The sequence below is a fragment of the Apilactobacillus timberlakei genome, assembly GCF_002993965.1.
Lineage (GTDB): Bacteria > Bacillota > Bacilli > Lactobacillales > Lactobacillaceae > Apilactobacillus > Apilactobacillus timberlakei.
On record NZ_POST01000001.1, the window covers coordinates 67,798 to 89,651 of the forward strand.

16 protein-coding genes, 8 tRNA genes and 1 riboswitch are annotated in these 21,854 nt (G+C 33.7%); of the genes, 4 read left to right on the plus strand and 20 right to left on the minus strand.

All coding sequences use genetic code 11. The features are described 5' to 3' along the window. Positions 1–31: 31 nt before the first annotated feature. Positions 32–445, minus strand: a complete 414-nt coding sequence (gene rpsL / locus C7N71_RS00410) for a 30S ribosomal protein S12 (RefSeq protein ID WP_105956384.1) — start codon at positions 443–445, stop codon at positions 32–34. Positions 446–675: 230 nt separating this feature from the next. Between rpsL and C7N71_RS08290 the strand changes: the two genes are divergently transcribed. Further along, positions 676–1,305 (plus strand): prepilin peptidase, encoded by a 630-nt coding sequence (locus C7N71_RS08290; protein ID WP_225361862.1) that lies wholly within the window; start codon positions 676–678, stop codon positions 1,303–1,305. Positions 1,306–1,340: 35 nt separating this feature from the next. Here C7N71_RS08290 and rpoC read toward each other — a convergent pair whose 3' ends face one another. The 16 genes from rpoC to C7N71_RS00495 all read right to left on the minus strand — a co-directional run bounded on the left by rpoC (position 1,341) and on the right by C7N71_RS00495 (position 17,587). After that, the gene (gene rpoC / locus C7N71_RS00420) at positions 1,341–5,000 is read right to left on the minus strand and encodes a DNA-directed RNA polymerase subunit beta' (RefSeq protein ID WP_105987229.1); all 3,660 of its coding nucleotides are present in this window, start codon (positions 4,998–5,000) and stop codon (positions 1,341–1,343) included. A gap of 17 nt (positions 5,001–5,017) precedes the next feature. Continuing rightward, positions 5,018–8,614 carry a DNA-directed RNA polymerase subunit beta gene (rpoB, locus tag C7N71_RS00425; protein WP_167387707.1) on the minus strand — a complete coding sequence of 1,199 codons (3,597 nt, stop codon included), beginning with the start codon at positions 8,612–8,614 and terminating at the stop codon, positions 5,018–5,020. A 265-nt stretch (positions 8,615–8,879) separates the two neighbouring features. Then, positions 8,880–11,396, minus strand: a complete 2,517-nt coding sequence (locus C7N71_RS00430) for an ATP-dependent Clp protease ATP-binding subunit (RefSeq protein ID WP_105987231.1) — start codon at positions 11,394–11,396, stop codon at positions 8,880–8,882. 16 nt (positions 11,397–11,412) lie between these two features. Next, a complete protein-coding gene (locus C7N71_RS00435; protein WP_105987232.1) occupies positions 11,413–11,880 on the minus strand; it encodes a CtsR family transcriptional regulator in 468 nt (155 codons plus the stop codon). Between the two features lie 176 nt (positions 11,881–12,056). Next, positions 12,057–12,130, minus strand: a tRNA-Pro gene (locus tag C7N71_RS00440). Positions 12,131–12,143: 13 nt separating this feature from the next. Continuing rightward, positions 12,144–12,217: transfer RNA gene (locus C7N71_RS00445), tRNA-Arg, on the minus strand. 23 nt (positions 12,218–12,240) lie between these two features. After that, positions 12,241–12,326 (minus strand) — tRNA-Leu (locus C7N71_RS00450). A gap of 20 nt (positions 12,327–12,346) precedes the next feature. Further along, positions 12,347–12,418 (minus strand) — tRNA-Gly (locus C7N71_RS00455). A 3-nt stretch (positions 12,419–12,421) separates the two neighbouring features. Further along, positions 12,422–12,495: transfer RNA gene (locus C7N71_RS00460), tRNA-Thr, on the minus strand. Positions 12,496–12,513: 18 nt separating this feature from the next. Further along, positions 12,514–12,597 (minus strand) — tRNA-Leu (locus tag C7N71_RS00465). Between the two features lie 21 nt (positions 12,598–12,618). After that, a tRNA-Lys gene (locus C7N71_RS00470) sits at positions 12,619–12,691 on the minus strand. 2 nt (positions 12,692–12,693) lie between these two features. Beyond that, positions 12,694–12,766: transfer RNA gene (locus C7N71_RS00475), tRNA-Val, on the minus strand. A gap of 217 nt (positions 12,767–12,983) precedes the next feature. Then, positions 12,984–14,267, minus strand: a complete 1,284-nt coding sequence (serS, locus tag C7N71_RS00480; RefSeq protein WP_105987233.1) for a serine--tRNA ligase — start codon at positions 14,265–14,267, stop codon at positions 12,984–12,986. A 278-nt stretch (positions 14,268–14,545) separates the two neighbouring features. Continuing rightward, positions 14,546–15,187, minus strand: coding sequence for a deoxynucleoside kinase (locus C7N71_RS00485; protein WP_105963787.1), 642 nt, complete (start codon positions 15,185–15,187; stop codon positions 14,546–14,548). A gap of 122 nt (positions 15,188–15,309) precedes the next feature. Further along, a complete protein-coding gene (locus C7N71_RS00490; protein ID WP_105987234.1) occupies positions 15,310–16,767 on the minus strand; it encodes an amino acid permease in 1,458 nt (485 codons plus the stop codon). A 110-nt stretch (positions 16,768–16,877) separates the two neighbouring features. Then, positions 16,878–17,054, minus strand: a riboswitch (Lysine riboswitch). A 41-nt stretch (positions 17,055–17,095) separates the two neighbouring features. Continuing rightward, positions 17,096–17,587, minus strand: coding sequence for a GNAT family N-acetyltransferase (locus C7N71_RS00495; RefSeq protein ID WP_105987235.1), 492 nt, complete (start codon positions 17,585–17,587; stop codon positions 17,096–17,098). A gap of 62 nt (positions 17,588–17,649) precedes the next feature. Here C7N71_RS00495 and C7N71_RS00500 point away from each other — a divergent pair, with 62 nt between their 5' ends. After that, entirely contained in the window at positions 17,650–18,453 is an 804-nt protein-coding gene (locus C7N71_RS00500) for an alpha/beta hydrolase (protein WP_105987236.1), read from the plus strand. Positions 18,454–18,489: 36 nt separating this feature from the next. Here C7N71_RS00500 and C7N71_RS00505 read toward each other — a convergent pair whose 3' ends face one another. After that, positions 18,490–19,158 carry a phosphatase PAP2 family protein gene (locus C7N71_RS00505; protein ID WP_105987237.1) on the minus strand — a complete coding sequence of 223 codons (669 nt, stop codon included), beginning with the start codon at positions 19,156–19,158 and terminating at the stop codon, positions 18,490–18,492. A gap of 157 nt (positions 19,159–19,315) precedes the next feature. On the opposite strand from C7N71_RS00505, the gene C7N71_RS00510 reads away from it, so the two are divergent. Together C7N71_RS00510 and C7N71_RS00515 are read left to right on the plus strand one after the other, a co-directional pair. Continuing rightward, positions 19,316–20,149, plus strand: a complete 834-nt coding sequence (locus C7N71_RS00510) for a sulfite exporter TauE/SafE family protein (protein WP_105987238.1) — start codon at positions 19,316–19,318, stop codon at positions 20,147–20,149. 11 nt (positions 20,150–20,160) lie between these two features. Continuing rightward, complete coding sequence (locus tag C7N71_RS00515) at positions 20,161–20,532, plus strand: DUF1634 domain-containing protein (protein ID WP_105987239.1); 372 nt, start codon at positions 20,161–20,163, stop codon at positions 20,530–20,532. A gap of 18 nt (positions 20,533–20,550) precedes the next feature. Here the strand turns inward: C7N71_RS00515 and C7N71_RS00520 are convergent, their stop codons facing one another. Both C7N71_RS00520 and C7N71_RS00525 read right to left on the minus strand, forming a co-directional pair. After that, positions 20,551–21,012: a threonine/serine exporter family protein gene (locus C7N71_RS00520; protein ID WP_105987240.1), complete on the minus strand. Its 462-nt coding sequence runs from the start codon at positions 21,010–21,012 to the stop codon at positions 20,551–20,553. Positions 21,013–21,021: 9 nt separating this feature from the next. Continuing rightward, the gene (locus C7N71_RS00525; protein ID WP_105963795.1) at positions 21,022–21,777 is read right to left on the minus strand and encodes a threonine/serine exporter family protein; all 756 of its coding nucleotides are present in this window, start codon (positions 21,775–21,777) and stop codon (positions 21,022–21,024) included. Between the last annotated feature and the right edge of the window lie 77 nt (positions 21,778–21,854).

Consider the following 21,854-nt stretch of genomic DNA (forward strand, 5'->3'; position numbering starts at 1 on the left):
ATCCTCCTTGTTATTATAGCTTTAATTAAAATTATTCTTTAGGTTTCTTAGTACCGTATTTTGAACGACCTTGGCGACGATCAGTAACACCAGCAGTATCTAATGCACCACGAACGATATGATAACGAACACCAGGTAAATCCTTAACACGACCACCACGAATTAAAACAACACTATGTTCTTGAAGATTATGACCAATACCAGGAATGTAGGCAGTAACTTCAATCAAGTTTGATAATCTAACACGAGCGTATTTACGTAAAGCTGAGTTAGGCTTCTTTGGAGTCATAGTACCAACACGAGTAGCTACCCCACGTTTTTGAGGAGCAGGGTTGTTAGTTTGCTTCTTCTTGTAACTGTTATACCCATGGTTTAAAGCTGGGGCTTTTGATTTAGAACTTCTAGAATGACGACCTTTACGTACTAATTGGTTAATAGTAGGCATCTAAAAATTCCTCCTTCCGAAAATTTTTTATATTTTTAAGTCCACACATCCAGGTGGTTCTTTTTACAGCAAAACACACCGAATGAATAAGTACTTGATAATATTAACATGACCACAAAATCTCGTCAATGTAATTTCAAATAATTATTTATTATTTTCGTAAGTATAATATAGAGGTGATGTAAATTTTAAAATATGAATTCTTTATAATAATAATAGTTAGTGGAGTTATCGGATCTTTTATTGCACTAGTAGAATACCGGATAAGTAACAATCAGTCTATAGTATTACCTAGATCACATTGCGATAATTGTGGTTACATTTTAAAATGGTTTGATTTAATTCCTATAATAAGTTATATATTTCTTTTAGGAAAATGTAGGAAATGTAAATTTAAAATAAATAGTTCATTTTTCTTAATAGAATTATTAACCATTGTTTCAACAACGATGATTTATATTTTTACGTTAAATGTAACGTATATCCCCTTTCTATTTATTCTGATATTTTTATCAGTACAAGATTTTAAAAACAAATTTGTATCTTTATATTCAATATTATTATTACTATTATCAACGCTACTTATTTCATTTAACATAAAAAAAGTTTTTATAGTTATGGTAATATACCTTTTTATATTTTGTTTTAATAATAAATTTAATTTTATAGGGATGGCTGATATTGATGTATTAAGTATATGCTCATTAATATTTAATATAAATCAATTAATATATATTACACTTTTATCATCATCAACATGTTTAATTTATTTCTTTTTGATAAAAAGAAAAACAAAAACGATTCCATTCATTCCATTTATATTTATTGGCACATTAATATCTATATGTATAAAAAAATAGCAATTGCTTTTTAGCAATTGCTATTTTTTTATTTGCTATTTATTGTCAACGTTTTCTTCATTCATACGCTTATCAATTTCATCAATTGAGTAAACATCTTTTGATTTATCGTTGTTTTCCTTTTCATCGGTTTTTGGTTCGATACGACCATAAGTCTTCATACCAGTACCTGCAGGAATTAATTTACCAATAATAACATTTTCTTTAAGCCCAACTAATGGATCATTCTTACCACGAATAGCAGCATCAGTTAATACACGAGTAGTTTCTTGGAATGATGCAGCTGATAAGAAACTATTTGTTTCTAGAGCAGCCTTGGTAATTCCTAAGATAACTGGACGTGCAGTTGCTGGAATCTTTCCAGAAATAATTGCATCAGCATTAGCTTTCTTGAAAGCATCAATATCCATTAATGTACCAGGAAGAACGTCAGTGTCACCTGCATCCATGATTCTTACTTTACGTAACATTTGACGAACCATAATTTCAGCATGCTTATCACTAACTTCAACCCCTTGCATACGGTAAGTCTTTTGAACTTCACTTAGCAAGTAAACTTCTGTTGATAATGAGTCACGAACTTTAATAAGTTCTTTAGGATCTACAGAACCTTCATTAATAGCTCCACCACGACGAATTACGTCACCTTCAGCAACATTCATACGTGCATTAATTGGAACCTTGTAAGTTCTAGTATCAGCATCACCTTTAATTGTAACTTCCTTAACTCTTTCAGCAGGATTTTCTTCAATTAAATCAACGGTACCAGTAACTTCTGAAATTTCTGCTTTACCTTTAGGATTTCTTGCTTCAAAGATTTCTTGAACACGAGGAAGTCCTTGAGTAATATCAGCGTTACCAGCAACACCACCAGTATGGAAGTTTCTCATAGTTAATTGAGTACCAGGTTCACCAATTGATTGAGCAGCAACAGTACCAACTGCTTCACCAACTTCAACAGGAGACCCAGTAGCTAAATTACGTCCATAACATTTTTCACAAACACCATGAACAGTGTTACAAGTAAATGCTGAACGAATTTCAACCTCTTTAATACCTGCATCATTAATTGCTTGGGCTTCTGGTTCATTGATAATTTGATTATGCTTAACAATCACTTCACCAGTAGTAGGATTCTTAACTGTCTTCATAGCATAACGACCAAGAATTCTGTCATAAAGTGGTTCAATCATTTCGTTACCTTGCTTCAAAGCAGTAACAATAACACCACGATCAGTACCACAATCTTCTTCACGAATAATAACATCTTGGGCAACATCAACTAAACGACGAGTTAAGTAACCAGAGTTGGCAGTCTTCAAGGCAGTATCAGTCATACCTTTACGAGCACCGTGGGTAGAAATAAACATTTCCAAAACAGATAATCCTTCACGGAAATTAGCAGTAATAGGTAATTCCATGATTTCACCATTAGGAGCAGCCATTAATCCACGCATACCAGCAAGTTGAGTAAAGTTAGAGATATTACCACGAGCACCAGAATCACTCATCATAAAGATAGGGTTTTGAGGATCAAAACTTTCCATCAATTTATTTTGAATTTCATCCTTGGCATCACTCCAAACACCAATAACTCTTTCATAACGTTCATGATCAGTAATCAAACCACGACGGAATTGTTTAGTAATGTTTTCAACTTTCTTATGAGATTCAGTAATAATTTCAGGTTTTTCTTTTAAGTCAGTAACATCGGTAATACCAACAGTTAAACCAGACTTAGTAGATTCGTTGTAACCTAAATCTTTAATTTTATCCAATAAGTGTGAAGTTTCAGTAACTTTATATTGCTTGTAAACCTCGGCAATGATATCTGATAAGAAGCCTTTCTTAAATGAACCAATAATTGGTGCATCCTTTAGATGTTCATGAATGTCTTCCCCAGGTTCTAAGAAGAATTTATCAGATAAATGACCATTTAAGTTAGTATCAGTTGGTTCATTCAAATATGTGAATGAATCAGGAAGAATACCATTAAAAATAATCTTACCAATTGTAGTTACTAAAATTTTATTTCTTTGTTCATCAGTAAATGGTTTTTCTGGCATTGAGCTAGCAGCAATTCMAACACGACTGTGCCAATGAGTTAAGCCACTTTGGTATGATAATTTAGCCTCTTCAGGATTATTGAAGATCATACCTTCACCTTCACGTCCAGCTTCTTCCATAGTTAGGTAGTAGTTACCAATAACCATATCTTGGGAAGGAGTAACGATAGGATTTCCATCACGAGGTGCCAAAATATGCGTAGCAGCTAACATCAACAGTCTGGATTCAGCTTGAGCTTCATCAGATAAAGGAACATGGATGGCCATTTGGTCACCATCAAAATCGGCATTATAAGCTTCACAAGCTAATGGATGAAGACGCATTGATTTCCCAGAAACCAACACTGGTTCAAAGGCTTGAATACCTAATCTATGAAGTGTAGGTGCACGGTTCAATAGAACTGGATGTTCTTTAATAACATCTTCTAGGACATCAAAGACTTCTTCGTCTTTACGTTCAATTTGACGTTTAGCTGATTTAATATTAGAAGCAATTTCACGGTTAACCAATTCTTTCATAATGAAAGGCTTGAATAATTCAAGAGCCATTGGAACCGGTAGTCCCATTTGGTTGAATTTTAAGAATGGTCCAACATCAATAACTGAACGACCAGAATAGTCAACACGCTTACCAAGTAAGTTTTGTCTGAAACGGCCTTGCTTACCTTTAAGCATATGTGAAAGTGACTTCAATGGTCTGTTACCTGGTCCAGCAACTGGACGTCCACGACGACCATTATCAATCAAAGCATCAACAGCTTCTTGTAACATACGTTTTTCATTTTGAACGATAATACCAGGAGCATGTAAATCTAATAATCTCTTCAAACGATTATTACGGTTAATAACACGACGGTATAAATCATTCAAATCAGAAGTAGCAAAACGGCCACCTTCAAGTTGAACCATTGGTCTTAAATCAGGTGGAACAACCGGAATAGCTTCCATAATCATCCATGTTAAGTCATTTCCAGATTTAACAAATGATTCTAGAATATCTAGTCTTCTAACAGCACGAACACGTTTTTGACCAGTAGCTTTCTTTAATTGATCCTTTAATTCAGCAACTTCTTTTTTAACATCAACGTTTTTAAGTAAGGTTCTGATAGCTTCAGCACCAATCTTACCTTCAAAACGATTGCCATATTCTTGTTTCTTTTGACGATAGTCTTGTTCTGACATAAGTTGTTTATTTTCTAGTGGTGTATCACCAGGATCAGTAACAACATATGATGCAAAGTAAATAATTTCTTCCAATGCACGTGGACTCATATCTAAGATAAGTCCCATACGACTTGGAATACCCTTAAAGTACCAAATATGAGTAACTGGGGCAGCTAATTCAATGTGTCCCATACGTTCACGGCGTACTTTTGAACGAGTAACTTCAACTCCACAGCGATCACAAACGATACCTTTGTATCTAATACGTTTATATTTACCACAAGCACATTCCCAATCCTTTGTAGGACCGAAAATTCTTTCATCGAATAAACCATCTTTTTCTGGCTTTAAAGTTCTATAGTTAATAGTTTCTGGTTTTTTAACTTCACCAAATGACCAACTACGAATCTTGTCAGAAGATGCTAAACCGATTTGCATGCTTGAAAATTTATTTACATCGACCAATGGATAGTCCCCTTTCTTTATTCCTTAGTGTTGGTATTTGTTTTATTAGACTTAGTGTTTTCTTGTTCTTCTTTTTCAGCCTTTTGTTTTTCAGCCAGCTTACTCAATGCATCAACATTAACCACTTCATCATCTTCACCATCTAAGTCACGAAGTTCAATTTCTTGGTTATCTGAATCAAGAACTTTCATATCAAGACCTAGTGCTTGTAGTTCTTTAACTAAAACACGGAATGATTCAGGAACACCTGGTTTAGGAATTGGTTCACCTTTAACAATTGCTTCATATGTTTTAACACGTCCAACAACATCATCGGATTTGTAAGTTAAAATTTCTTGCAATGTGTAAGCAGCTCCATATGCTTCAAGAGCCCAAACTTCCATTTCACCAAAACGTTGTCCACCAAATTGTGCTTTACCACCAAGTGGTTGTTGAGTAACAAGTGAATAAGGTCCAATAGCACGAGCATGAATCTTATCATCAACCATGTGAGCAAGTTTCAAGTAGTGCATTACACCAACAGCAACACGTTTATCAAATGGTTCACCTGTACGTCCATCATAAACGATAGATTTACCATCTGAGGCCATTCCAGCTTCTTTAACTGTACCCCAGATATCTTTATCACGAGCACCATCAAAGACAGGTGTACTTACATGAATACCAAGTTTTCTTGCAGCCATACCTAAATGTAGTTCAAGAACTTGACCAATATTCATACGAGAAGGAACACCCATTGGACTCAATAGAATATCAATTGGAGTACCATCTGGTAAGTAAGGCATATCTTCTTCAGGAATAACAATGGAAACAGTCCCCTTGTTACCATGACGACCAGACATTTTATCCCCTACTTGAATCTTACGTTTTTGAGCAATATATACACGGACCATCTTGTTTACACCAGGAGATAGTTCGTCACCATTTTTTCTAGTAAAGACTTTTACATCTTGGACGATACCGCCACCACCGTGAGGTACACGTAGAGATGTATCACGAACTTCACGTGATTTTTCACCAAAGATTGCATGTAATAATCTTTCTTCAGCTGATAATTCAGTAACMCCCTTAGGAGTAACTTTACCAACTAARATGTCACCATCATGAACTTCAGCACCAAYACGAATAGTTCCTTCTTCGTTAAGGTCTTTTARYGCATCTTCCCCAACGTTAGGAATTTCTCTGGTCATTTCTTCAGGTCCAAGTTTAGTATCTCTAGTTTCTGATTCGTATTCTTCAATATGAATAGAAGTATATACATCATCACGAACTAATCTTTCTGAAATACCAATGGCATCTTCGAAGTTATAACCTTGCCAAGTCATAAATGCTACAACTGGATTTTGTCCTAATGCTAATTCACCATTTTCCATTGAAGGACCATCAGCTAGAATTTCATCAGCATCAACATGGTCATTAGCACGAACAATTGGACGTTGATTATAGTTCTTACCACCATTTGAGCGTTGGAATTTCATTAGCTTGTAAGTATCTAATGATCCATCATCACGACGAACGCGAACTTCGTCAGCGTCAACATATTCAACAGTTCCTGGATGTTTACAAATTAAAGCAACACCAGAATCATGGGCTGCTTTATATTCAATACCAGTTCCAACTAATGGAGCATGTGGATTAACCAAAGGAACCGCTTGGCGTTGCATATTAGCACCCATTAAAGCACGGTTAGAGTCATCGTTTTCTAAGAAAGGAATACATGCAGTTGCAACAGAAACAACTTGTTTAGGAGAAACATCCATGTAATCAACATTTTCAATCTTAGTTTCAATGTTCTTAGACTTGTATCTAGCCATAACAATGTCATTAGCAAATGAACCATCTTCATTTAATGGAGAGTTAGCTTGTGCTACAACAAAGTTATCTTCTTCGTCAGCTGATAAGTAATCAATCTTTTCAGTAACTTTATGATTATCCCATGAAACACGACGATATGGTGTTTCAATGAATCCATATTTATTGATTTTAGCATAACTTGAAAGTGAACTGATTAAACCAATGTTAGGACCTTCAGGAGTTTCAATTGGACAAATACGACCATAGTGAGTGTAATGAACATCACGAACTTCATAACCAGCACGATCTCTGGTTAGACCACCAGGTCCCAAGGCTGATAAACGACGTTTATGAGTTAATTCACCCAATGGATTAGTTTGATCCATGAATTGTGATAGTTGTGATGAACCAAAGAATTCTTTGATTGATGCAACAACTGGACGAATATTAATTAATTGTTGTGGAGTAACGGTACTAGTATCTTGAATTGACATACGTTCACGAACAACACGTTCCATTCTTGCCAAACCAATTCTAAATTGATTTTGTAATAATTCACCAACTGAACGAATACGACGATTACCCAAGTGATCAATATCATCTGGTTCACCAATTCCTTCTTGTAGATTGAAGAAGTAATTAATTGAAGAAATAATATCAGCAGGAGTAATGTGTTGGTAATCTAATGGAATATTATCGTTACCAATAACATTAACAACATGATCTGGATCATTTTCAGATTGAACTTTAATAATTTGTACAGTCATTGGTTCAGGAACAACTGATTGTTCTGAAGGATTGAATGTATAAGCTTTAAAGTCATCACGATCTAGGTATGGTGCCAATGTCTTCATAACATTTTTGTCAACAACAGTACCTTTATTAGCGATAATTTCACCAGTATCAGGATCTGCCAATGTTTCAGCAAGAGTTAGTCCTAGTAAACGGGTCTTCAAACTTAACTTATTGTTAGTCTTGTAACGACCTACTGGTGCCATATCATAACGCTTATGATCAAAGAATCTAGTTGTTAGTAAACTACGTGAAGAATCTGCTGTCTTAGGTTCACCTGGACGTAGACGCTCATAAATATCCTTTAATGATTCTTCAACACGTGAATCTTCAGTATCTTTATGAACATCTTTTTCCAAAGTAAGTGAAAGACTATCGTTACTACCTAAAATTTGAGTAATTTCATCATCAGAACCAAAACCTAAAGCACGTACTAATTCAGTAATAGGTAACTTTCTAGTTCTATCGATTCGTACATATGAAAGATTTTTAGCATCTGTTTCAAATTCCATCCATGCACCACGGTTAGGAATAACAGTTGTCCCGTATGATAGACGACCATTTTTAGCTCTATCTTCATGGAAAAATACACCTGGTGAACGTACTAATTGTGAAACAATAACACGTTCTGCACCATTAATGATGAATGTTCCTTGATCAGTCATAAGTGGGAAATCACCAAAGAATACATCTTGGGTTTTAATTTCACCAGTTTCATGGTTGGTCAATTTTAAAGTAATATGAAGCGGAGCAGAGTAATTTGCTTCGTGATCTCTCGCTTCATCAACAGTATACTTAGGTTCTAATAGTTGATAATCAACGAATTCTAATGAAAGCTTTCCTTGAAAATCATCGATTGGCATGATGCCGTTAAACATTTCACGCAAACCTTCATCTAAAAACCACTTGTATGAGTCAGTTTGAATTTCAATTAAATTAGGTAAATCAAGAACTTCCTTGATTTGAGAGTAACTTCTTCTAATACGGTGTTTACCATATTTAACTAAATGTCCTGCCAAGTTCTTCACCTCTCCAAAATATTCTACGAAGGATTATATTACATTTTTATTACAATTAACTTTTTTTGCCTATTTTTAATAAAAATAAGCAAAAAAAAACCAAAATAAGCAAACTAAATAAACTTATTTTTGGTTAATTATAAGCATGCTTGACGGACAATAGATCGCCAGCACACATTTAACTTCGTAGTTACATATTTAGTATAATACACGTATCAAAAAATAAAGTCAATAATTATACAAAAAAGAGGAATAAAATTCCTCTTTTTAAATTCTATAATTTTACAGTTTCTTTTTTATCATTTTCTTTTTTAACAATATTAATTTGCCCTTTTGAAGCACCAACACTCACATTGTCACCAGATTTGATTTCACCAGATAACATTGCTTCTGAAAGTTTGTCTTCAACTTCAGTTTGAATAGTTCTTCTAATAGGACGAGCACCAAACTCAGGATTAAATCCTTTTTCAGCGATTAAATCAACAGCACTAGGAGTTACTTTAATGTTGATTCCTTGTTCTTTTACACGAACAAGCAAGTCATTAGCCATTAATTTAACAATTTGTTGAACTTGTTTCTTATTAAGTTCGTGGAAAATAATAGTTTCATCAATACGATTTAAGAATTCAGGTTTAAAGAATCTTCTCATTTGACTCTTAATAGTAGCTGACATTTCTTTATATTGATTTTCTTCTTGATCTTCAGACTCTGCACCAAAACCAACTGTCTTCTTATCACGTAAAGTTGTAGCACCTAAGTTTGATGTCATAATCAAAACTGTATTTCTAAAGTCAACACGACGACCCTTGGCATCAGTCAAGTATCCATCATCTAAGACTTGTAATAATAGATTAAATACATCTGGATGTGCTTTCTCAACTTCATCAAATAAAACAACAGAGTAAGGATGTCTTCTAACTTTTTCAGTTAGTTGTCCTCCTTCGTCATATCCAACATATCCAGGTGCTGAACCAACCATGCGACTAGTAGAAGTTTTTTCCATATATTCGGACATATCAATTCTGATAATATCATCTTTTGATCCAAACATTTCTTCAGCTAAGTCCTTAGCTAGTTCAGTTTTACCAACTCCAGTAGGCCCTAAGAAGATAAATGAACCAATTGGACGATTTGGATTTTTCAATCCGCTACGAGCTCTCCTAATAGCACGTGACACTGCAGATACAGCTTCATCTTGGCCAATAATCTTTTTGTGTAGAATATTTTCTAAGTTAACTAAGCGGTTAGCATCTGATTGCTTCATTTTAGTAACTGGAATTCCTGTCCATTCAGAAACAATTTTAGCAACATCTTCGCCAGTATCTTTTAGATTATAATTACGATTTTGTTTAGCTTGAGCTTTTTTATCTTCTAGCTTAGATGCTTCTGCTTCAATTTCTAAACGAAGACTTTGTTCTTGTTCACGAATCTTAACAGCCTCTTCAAATTTTTGACTTTCAATGGCTTCTTCCATTTTGTTCTTGTATTCATCTAATTTAGCTTCTTTTTCAGATAATTTATCTGAATCATCTAAATTATTAATTCTAACCATTGCAGCAGATTCATCAATTAAGTCAATTGCTTTATCTGGTAAGAAACGATCACTAATATATCTTGTTGATAATTCAACTGCTTTATCAATAGCATCATTTGTAATTTTTACTTGATGGTGATCTTCATATTTAGGACGAATTCCTTGTAAAATTTGTTTAGTTTCTTCTTTAGTAGGTTCTGGAACATCAACAGTTTCAAAACGTCTTGCTAAAGCACCATCTTTTTCAATGTGTTTTTGATATTCATTCAAAGTTGTAGCACCAATGGTTTGAATTTCACCACGAGCTAATGCTGGTTTTAGAATGTTAGATGCATCAATTGCACCTTCAGCACCACCAGCACCCATTAGTGTATGCAATTCATCAATAAATAGAATTACATGACCATCAGTTTTAATTTCTTGAATAATCTTCATTAAGCGTTTTTCAAATTCTCCACGATATTTAGTTCCAGCAACTAAAGTGCCCATCTCAAGCATCATCAAACGTTTACCAGAAATATCTTCTGGGACTTCCTTTTTAACCATTTTACGAGCTAATCCTTCAACAACAGCTGTTTTACCGACTCCTGCTTCACCTAGTAAAACGGGATTATTTTTAGTACGACGACTTAGAACTTGAACTACTCGTTTAATGACGCCATCACGACCAATAGTAGGATCAATTAAGCCATCACGAGCTTGTTGAGTTAAATCAGTAGCTAACGAATCTAATGTAGGAGTTCCTGCTTTATTTTTGGATTCTCTAGAACCAGGGAATGGAATGTGTTTAGTATTGTCATTGGCAGAAACACCCATTTTACGTAATAAAACTGTTTTTACATTTGGCACTGAAGTTTCATTAGTCCCTAAGTTATTTAACAATCTATTAGATAAAATATCAGGTGTATCCAACAATGCTAATAGTAAATGTTCAGTTCCAATCTTGATAGAACCATATCTTTTAGCTAATTGTCCAGAAAGTGTAAGTACACCTTGAGACTTAGGAGAATATGGTAAATAAGTGTTCTTATCAGGATCCTTAAAGTTTCCATAACCAATTACAAGTTCAATTTCACCTTTGACGTCATCTTCAGAGACACCGCTTTGTTTTAATGCTGAATAAGCAATTCCGTTTTTTTCAATTGTTAAAGCTAATAATAAATGTTCAGTTCCAACAGCTTGGTGACCAAAAATTTTCGCTTGTTCTTGTGCTAAAATTAAAACGTTTTTTGCGCTTGGAGTAAAAATATTATCCATAAAGTAGCCCCACTTTCTAGCTTTTGTATCTCAAATGATTCAATATTGAGACCATAATCTTAGCTCTAATTTCGTTTTCTAATTCTTTATTGCCAATGGATAAAGTTTGCTTGTCACTTGCAGCTGATAACAAATCAGCTTCATTAACAGTAACTAATTCATTTGCTAACAATGTTCCAATCACTGCCTTACCTTCACGTTGAGATATTGAATTACCAATTGCATTAATCAGTGTATCCAAAATATCTAAATTATCAAGCAACTTAACCTTTTCAATTCTTATATATCCACCACCGCCACGTTTACTTTCAACAGTGTAACCATTTTGAATGGTAAATCTGGTTTTTATAACATAGTTAATTTGAGATGGAACTACATCAAAAAGGTTGGCAATATCAGATCGACTAATTTCAACTTTTTCGTCATTAGCCAATATTTTCTTTAAATACGCTTCAATAACATCAGACAGATTTTTACCTTGCATATAAATAACCGTCCCATCTTTGACTAATATTGACTTTTATTATACGGAGTTATTCTACAAAATAAAAGTATTTTGAATTATTTATAGACAAAAAATGAGAAAACAACTTTCCTACGTCATTACTCTCTTACAAAAGCAATTAATAGTCAAATCATTTTCTCAAAATAAAATTATTATCGGGAAGACAGGATTCGAACCTGCGACCCCCTGGTCCCAAACCAGGTGCTCTACCAAGCTGAGCTACTTCCCGAGGAAATAAAAAATGCACCCAGTAGGACTCGAACCTACAACCTTCTGATTCGTAGTCAGACACTCTATCCAGTTGCGCTATGGGTGCAAAATAAAATATATTCAGTTAAATGCCGAGGACCGGGATCGAACCGGTACGGTTATTACTAACCGCAGGATTTTAAGTCCTGTGCGTCTGCCAATTCCGCCACCCCGGCAGGCATATTACAATATAAAAAGCGGAAGACGAGATTCGAACTCGCGACCCCCACCATGGCAAGGTGATGTTCTACCACTGAACTACTTCCGCATATGCCGACTAGATGATTCGAACACCCGACCTCTTCATTACTAGTGAAGCGCTCTAGCCAACTGAGCTAAGTCGGCAACATATGCTATGCATAATGCGGGCGAAGGGATTCGAACCCCCACTTCCATATAGAAACTAGAACCTAAATCTAGCGCGTCTGCCAATTCCGCCACGCCCGCAAGTTGCTTTTTTAATTGTAATGAGCCGTGGCAGGTTCGAACTGCCGACCCTCTGATTAAAAGTCAGATGCTCTACCAGCTGAGCTAACGGCTCAATGGAGGATACAGGGCTCGAACCTGTGACCTCCTGCTTGTAAGGCAGATGCTCTCCCAACTGAGCTAATCCTCCATGAGGTCATTCCGATAAGTTATCTCAACAAGACAACTATTTAATAGTATCATTTGTTTTTTATAAAGTCAACAACTTTTTTAATAATTAATTAAATCGTTTATTTCAAAAAACTCAACAAAAAATATTATATCTAACATACAATGAATTGTCTACCCTTAATTTTAAATTTTATAAAAAAAGAGCAATCAGTGATTGCTCTTTATATATTATCAAACTAGTTTTCTTTAATAATTTTCTTCATTCCATGCATATATGGTTGTAATACTTCTGGAATATCAACAGTACCATCTTCGTTTTGATAATTTTCTAAAATGGCTGCAACTGTTCTTCCAACTGCGAGTCCAGATCCATTTAATGTATGAACATATTGTAATTTACCATTTTCATCACGGTATTGAATGTGTGCTCTTCTAGCTTGGAAATCAGTTGTATTTGAACAACTTGAAATTTCACGATAACGACCTTGAGCAGGCATCCAAACTTCAAGATCATGAGTCATTGCAGCAGTGAAACTCATATCACTAGTAGTTAGAGTAATAACATGGTATGGAATCTTCAACAATTTCAGTAGTGATTCTGCATGTTCGGTAATGCTTTCTAAAGCATCCCATGAATCTTCAGGCTTAGTAAATTGTACCATTTCAACCTTGTTAAATTGGTGTAAACGAATCAAACCACGAGTATCACGACCAGCACTACCTGCTTCTGATCTAAATGCAGGTGTTAAAGCAGTAAATTTAACTGGTAATTTCTCAGTTGGAATAACATCATCACGATAATAATTAACCAATGGAACTTCAGCAGTTGGAATCATAGTTAAATCACTATCAGCAATTTCAAAACCGGCCTTATTTTCTAAGAATTTAGGAAATTGTCCAGTTCCATACATTGAAGCTGAATTTACCATATATGGTGGTAAAACTTCAGTGTAACCAGCTTTATCATTTTGATCTAAATAGAAGTTATATACAGCACGTTCTAGTTTGGCACCTGCCCCCATATAATATACAAAACGACTACCAGCAACTTTAGCACTAGCATCAAAGTTTAAGATTCCTAGTTTTTCACCAATATCCCAATGATGTTTTGGTTCAAATTTAAAATGACGTGGTTTACCAATCTTACGTAATTCTACGGCACCTTCTTCAGTTAAACTTTCAGGAACCCCATCTGCTGGAATATTTGGTAAATGCGCAGCTAAATCGTGTTGATTTTTTTCAGTTTTTTCTAAATCAGCGTCTAGTTGTTTAATATCAGCACCAACTTGTTTCATTTCATTAATAGCATCTGTTGCATCTTCTTTATTGCGTTTTGCTTCAGCAATTTTCTTAGATGCTTTATTCTTATTAGCTTTTAAAGTTTCACTCTTAAGAATTAATTCACGACGTTTTTCATCATATCCAATTAATTCATCAATAGTTTCAGCTTTAATCCCTCTGGTTGCTAATTTATCCTTAATAAAATTAGGATTTTGTCTAATCATTTTCATGTCTAACATAAGTAATACCTCCTAGTAATAGATAATAAAAAAGAAGGCCTCATCCAATTGGGACGAAGGCCTTCTTTTCGCGGTACCACCCAAGTTCTTAGTCATAACTAAACACTCGTATCGTGATAACGGTCACTTACCGTGTAGCATTACCTACCCGCTTTTCGTATGCCGGAAATTTCGACTTGTGATTCTCACCAACCATCACATCTCTTGATGTCTACTAATAAACATACATCGCGTTTGCATCTATAAATAATAATATTACATCTATTTTGGATAATCAACTATTTTAGATTCAATTCTTTTAACTTATTATCAATCTGCTGTAAAACTTTTTTACGATCATTCTCATTTTCAATAAAATCATATTTATCGCCATCAATTTGAATTTTTGGCGATTGGTCATAATTTTTATAGAAATTATTATAACGATCATTTAAATCCTGATAATAATCATATAACCCTGGATCATTATCTACTTGTTCAAAACTACGTCCACGCTTTTTAATTCGTTTTAACATTGTATCAAATGAAATATTAATATGAATTAATAAGTCTGGGTTCTTTTGTAGTGATGAATTGGGAATTTCCTCCATCATATTTTCCAATAAAGAATCATAAATATCAGCTTCAGTTTCAGTAGCACGATTCATATCTGCATTCAATCTAAACATCAATGAATCTTCATAGATTGAACGATCCATCACGCTTAACTTTTCACTTTGTGCTTGTTCAAGGTTTTCAAATCTAGTATTCAAAAAATAAATTTGTAATAAAAAGGCATAACGTTTAGGATCTTTATAAAATAGTGGCAAAATTTCATTATCATCAACCGATTCATAATAGCCAGTCGAATCCAAATGTTCAGACAATAATCTAGTTAATGAAGTCTTTCCTGCTCCAATAGTTCCTGCTAGTACCAGCATGTAATTCTCCTTAAATAAATCAATAATATTTATATTTTAATACATAATTAAAAAAGTTACATTAAATATTTTAAATCAATAAAAAAGATGCCCTATTCAAAATGAGAGGCATCTTTTAACTTTTATTCTTTATCTCTTAAATCAGTAGGTGAAACATCTACTTTATCTAATGGGATAATCTTAGTATGATTTTTGAATTTATATGCAAAATATAAAATAAATACTAATGGTACTGAAATATAAGTAATTCCAATTTGTTGCCAATTAAAGTTTACAAATGAAGAAATATCTTGACCACAAATAACTAAAATACAAATAATTAAAGTAATAATTGGACCGGTTGGGAACCATGTTGCATGGTATTTTAGTTCATCTAAACTATGACCTTGTTTGATAAATGCACGTCTAAATCTAAAGTGTGAAAGTGCAATTCCAACCCAAGCAATGAATCCAGTTAAACCAGAAGCAGCTACTAACCAAACATAAATTTGTGGTCCAGCAATACTACTAATAAATGTAGCCAATGAAACTAAAGTAGTTGCACCCAAAGCAAGATAAGGAATTCCACGCTTATTAGTGCGTCCCATAATCTTAGGTGCATACCCTTCATGTGACATTGAATATAGCATTCTAGTTGAAGCATACATTCCGGAATTAGCTGATGAAATTACTGAAGTTAAGATTACCGCATTCATAATTGAAGCCGCTGCTGCTAGTCCTGCACGTTTGAAAACAATTGTAAATGGACTAATTGCAACATCACTAGCACTTGATCCTAATAAATCAGGACTAGTGTATGGAATAATAGCACCAATTACAAAAATAGCTAAAATATAGAATAAAATAATGCGCCAAAAGACATCTTTAATCGCACGAGGAACTGCCTTACTAGGATTATCAGCTTCACCAGCAGTAATTCCAACTAATTCAGTTCCTTGAAATGAGAACCCAGCAACCACAAAGACTGCTAAAATCATTGGAATACCACCAACAAATGGTGCTTGTTTATAGTGGAAATTAGATAAACCAATTGTATGGCCACCCATAATACCAAAAATAGTTAAAATTCCTACGCCTAGAAAGACGAAGATAGTAATAACTTTAATCAATGACATCCAAAATTCAGTTTCACCAAAAGCTTTAACTGATAAAGCATTAATTAATAATATTAATGCTAAAGTAATAGCACTAAATATCCAGCTCGGCATATTGGGTAACCAAAATTTCATTACCAAGGCCGCCGTACTAATATCAACTGCCACGGTAATTGCCCAGTTAAACCAATAATTCCAACCCATGGCAAATCCTAAAGCAGGGTCTACATACTTAGCTGCGTAAACGGAAAATGAACCAGAAACAGGTGTATTAGTAGCCATTTCTCCCAAACTAGTCATTAAAAAGTAAACCATTAGTCCCATTAAGAAGTAAGCAATTAATGCTCCACCTGGTCCAGCTTGACTAATAACTGAACCTGAAGCAACAAACAATCCAGTTCCAATTGAACCTCCTAGGGCAATCATCGAAACATGTCTTGTCTTAAGTCGTCTCTTTACCCCTTTATCCTGTGAGTTTTCACTCATAATATGTCATCCTCTCTTATGATTCTAAGAGGTGCCATCAGAAAAATAACTAAAAAGGATCTCCCCTGTATATAAGAAGAGATCCGTAATCAATCAAATTTTAATTATTGATCCTAGAAAGCACTCCGTAGAAAAACTACGACAGTCCTCAGCTTATTCAACTGAGCCCCAACTAATGGTTGATAAAGCAGCTATTAGTTTCGGCAAAATCCCCTTTCACCAATCTATATACATCACTTTATTGAAAAAGATTGGTTATTAATGTCATTTGCGCCTCTTCTTAGATTTACTAGGTAATTATATAACATATAAGTTAATTAAACAATAACTATGATAATTTTAATTCGAATGTCTTATAACCATCATATTTATCAATTTGATGAAAGCCTAGCTTATTTAAAACTTTCATTGAAGGCTCATTATTTTGATCAACGGTTGCTTCAATTAAAGAAGCTTCATCAAAATTTTTAATTACTGCTGATAAGGCCTTAGTCATGTAGCCTCTTTTTTGATAGTTATTATTCATGAAATAGCCTAATTCTAAATTATCATAAACTGGTTCAAAGTTTTCTCCAATCTCGGGAAACAAATTAATTAAACCAATAACTTTTCCAGAATCAACTAATCGAATCACAAAGGTAACATGATCTTCATTTTCTGACTGAAAAAGCATTTTAGCTTTAATTTCATCTTTCACTGGTTCAAAGCCAGTTTTTTTGGCTACTTGATCATTAGCAATCATTTCCCAATAATCTTTAAAATCATTAGAATTTAAGGTATCTAATTTAATTTCACCTAAGTTAATATTTATATTCTTCAACAGACATTACCACCATTCTTGCGTTAAAATAATCACAGATATTATATATTTGAGGTGTAAATATGAAAATAATAAAAGAATCAATTCGTAAAAATTCAAACGCTTTTATTCAAGGATACCTTAGACCGGCTGATGTTGAAACTAATAATTTTAAGCATCCCGCCATCATAATTCTTCCCGGCGGTTCCTATAACCACATTCCAATGGTCCAAGCGGAAAGTATTGCCTTAAATTATTCAGCTAAGGGATATCAAAGCTTCTTTGTTCGATATACCTTTGAACAAGAAGCACGCCCATTACTACCTAACCCACTAGTAGAATTAGCAAACGCTATTAAAATGATTCGTAAAAATGCTAGTACATGGAATATTGATCCTAATAAAATTGTTATTTCTGGATTTTCAATTGGTGGTCACATTACTAGTCTATACAATGACTTTTATGATAGTAAATGGTTAATGGAAAAAGTTGGTGTATCAGATTCCAAAATATTAAAACCCAATGCAGTTATTCTAAATTATCCTGTCACAAACTTAACACTCGGTTTTCCAGGTAATAAAGAAACTATTAGTAACTGGGTTAGCGATCAAAAAGAATTGGCTGCTGAAGAACATATAACAGATACTAATGCTCCTACATTTATTTGGCATACCGCAGATGATCCATTTGTGCCGGTAAATAATTCTTTAAAATATTCAATGAGTTTAAATCAACATAATATAGATAATGAATTGCACATTTTTCACCATGGTCCTCATGGAATGGCATTAGCTAATTCAGTTACTGCTTGGAATAAAGATTCTAATAATCCACACGTTGCTAAATGGTTTGATTTATCAAACGATTGGCTAAAAAAAGTTCTATAAAAAAAGCTGATATCAAAATGATATCAGCTTTTTAAATTATAAATATGAACGGCGGACTGGGCGCCAATGCTCTTTTAGACGAAGAGCATATCTAACATAAAATGTTTCAGAAATTTGAACCCATGTATAAGCAATAAAAGCAGCTCCTAAAGTATCAGTAGGATAATGGGCGTTCAAATAAATACGTGATGCCATAACTAGCAATAAGAAAATGAACGTTATAATTTGTATAAATAATTGCTTCTTCCATCCCTTAATCATTGGTACCAAAACAATCCATACAATACTAATAACAATAAAGATTCCAAAAACATGTCCACTAGGGAAACTAAATCCGGTATCGGCTGCACTATGTAATGACGGACGTGGTCTTCTGACAAGATTTTTAACGATAAAAGCAACAACATCTCCACCAATAATGGTAAATATTGACCATAATGCTACAATTTTATTTCTAAATCCCCAAAGAAAGAATGCAATAATCAATATCCACACAATATCCATTTTAGGACTGGCTAATGTCGTAGACAAGTGCATTAATTTTTCTTTAAGTCCACCTTGTGACTTTTGAATTGATCCGATAATAATTGAATCAATAAATTTCAAATAACCAGAGTTCATAATCACTGAAACGGAAACAAATAATGATAATATCAATCCCAAAGTGATTTTAAAAACTCTTTTATTATCCTTATCAATTATCATGAAACTTTAATCCTCCTAAAAAGTTTTAAATTTAGTATAACATAGCTAATATAGATGCATTCATATTTTAATTAAAATTATAAAAATCACTTTTAAGGGTATATAATTCAATCATTGTTATAATAAAAGATAATTAAATATTTTAGGAGGAAACATCATGATTGGAACAGTGATACTTATGATAGTCATTGGTTTATTCGCTGGAATTGCTGGTGCTATCTTAGGATTAGGTGGCGGAATTATTGTCACCCCTATTTTGACTTTAGCTTGTCACTTAGATATTAAATATGCCATTGGAGCTAGTGTGATTGTAGTAATTGCTACTAGTTCTGGATCCACTATCGCATATTTAAGGGATGAGGTATTGAACCTTCGAGTAGCAATGTTTTTAGAAATTGCTACTACTATCGGAGCCGTTTCAGGAGCGTTGTTAACTGGTATTTTAGAACCAAAATATCTTTACATACTGTTTGGATTGCTATTATTATTTTCATCATTCAATATGGCACGCAAATTAATGAATAAAAATAAATCTAATCTTAGTAATAAGAACGATAAAATTGCTCAAAAAATGCGATTAAATGGCAGCTATTATGATAAAGCTGAGCATAAACAAATTGATTATAAAGTGGAAAACATTCCTGGTGGTTTATCAGTAATGTTCGGTGCTGGATTAGCTTCTGGATTATTAGGGATTGGTTCTGGAGCATTTAAAGTTATTGCCATGGATACATTCATGAAAATGCCACTAAAGCCTTCTAGTGCTACTAGTAATTTAATGATGGGAGTTACTGCTGCTGCATCAGCCACTGTTTATTTCTTTAATGGATCCATTTTGCCATATATTGCAGTCCCACTAGCATTAGGTATTTTAGTTGGTGCTACAATTGGATCAAGAATTATGCAAATCTTACCAGCAAGATGGATTCGAATCTGTTTCGTACCAATTTTATTATATATTGGAATTAGCATGGTTATTAAAGGCTTCTAGGAGGTTAAAAAATGAATAATTCTAAGCAAACCACTAAGGCAGAAATGAATGAAATTGAATTAGTAATTGGCAAAATTTTAAGAATTGGCGTTATTATATCGGCTGCAATCATGATAATTGGCCTGGTAATGTTCCTTATTACTGGTAACTCTGGATACGCTGGAAATTACCATCCATCATCATTCAAAGAAATTTTTCATGGTATTGTAAAATTAAAGTCATATGCCATTATGATGTTAGGAATATTTTGTTTAATACTAACACCTGTTTTACGAGTAGTCGTTTCAATATATTCATTCTATAAAGAACATGACATGTTATACGTTTATATCACCACATTCGTATTAATGGTTTTAATCTTTAGTTTCTTCTTAGGACAATAATAAAAAGAGCAATGAAAATTATTTTTCATTGCTCTTTTTATTTGCTAAATTAAAACGCCAACGTATATACAATTGATTTAAAAATTCAGAAAACAAGAAACCAGAAGCGATTGCTCCTGCAATAAAAACCACTTGAATTAAATTCGACTTAGCTAAAATAAAGTTCCCAGTCGCCAATGATTTCATAACTTGATATGCCTGTCCTCCAGGAACAAGTGGTACTAAAGCTGGAATGTTAAAAATAATAACCGGCATTTTTTTATAACGCGATGCGAAAATACTTAATATACCTACCATAAGAGTTCCAAATAAATTGGCAAAAATATAACCACTTATATATGTATTGATATAGAAATAAACAAGCCAACCAGAAACACTTACAATTCCGCTCATATTAAGTGCTCTTTTAGGTACATTAACTAATAATCCAAAACCAATGGTTGCTAGATAAACACAAACAATATTAATAAATAATCCCAAATAAACACCTCATCCCATGATTTTAATTGCCATCGCAACGCCGAACCCTAAAGCACACGCACTCATAATGGCTTCAACTCCACGAGAAGGTCCTGAAATTAAATTACCTGATAAAACATCACGAACCGCGTTGGTAATAGGAACTCCGGGAACCAGCGGCATTAATCCACCTGTAATCAAATCATCAGCACTATTAGCTAAGTGCATTCTAATCATAATAATAGAAGCAAATCCAATCGTTAATGCCGATATAAATTCATTCAAAAACTTAATGGATGTATATTTGTCGATAACATTATAGACAAGCCACCCTAAAACTCCAATAAAAGCAGCGGCCCAAAAATCAAAAGCATTATGCCTAAAAACAATTTCCAAAGTACCACTGACAACTGCAGCTCCTAGTAACTCAATCCAAAAGGGATACCTAGTTACATGCTTATCAATATGCTTTAAAGAATGGTAAAACTGTCCTAAGGTAATCCATCCTGCTTGGAATTGTCTTGAATAATCATTAACCACTGAAACTTTTTCCAAATCAAAACTACGTTTATCAATTGAAATAACTTGTGATCCCATGTTAGGACTGACTGTCATTATAATTCCCGTTAAAGTTACATAAGAGCGACTATCAGAAAAGCCTGCATTATGACAAATACGGTCAATTGTATCGTTTACTCTAACCATTTCAGAACCATTTTCAATCATAATTTTACCCGCTAATAAACAAGTTTCCACAACTAATTTACTTTTCCTTTTTTCGTTCAAAGAATTCACCTACATTTTGCATAACAATAATATTATTTCAAATTATAACACGGATTGGATTATTTTAAGTTAAATAA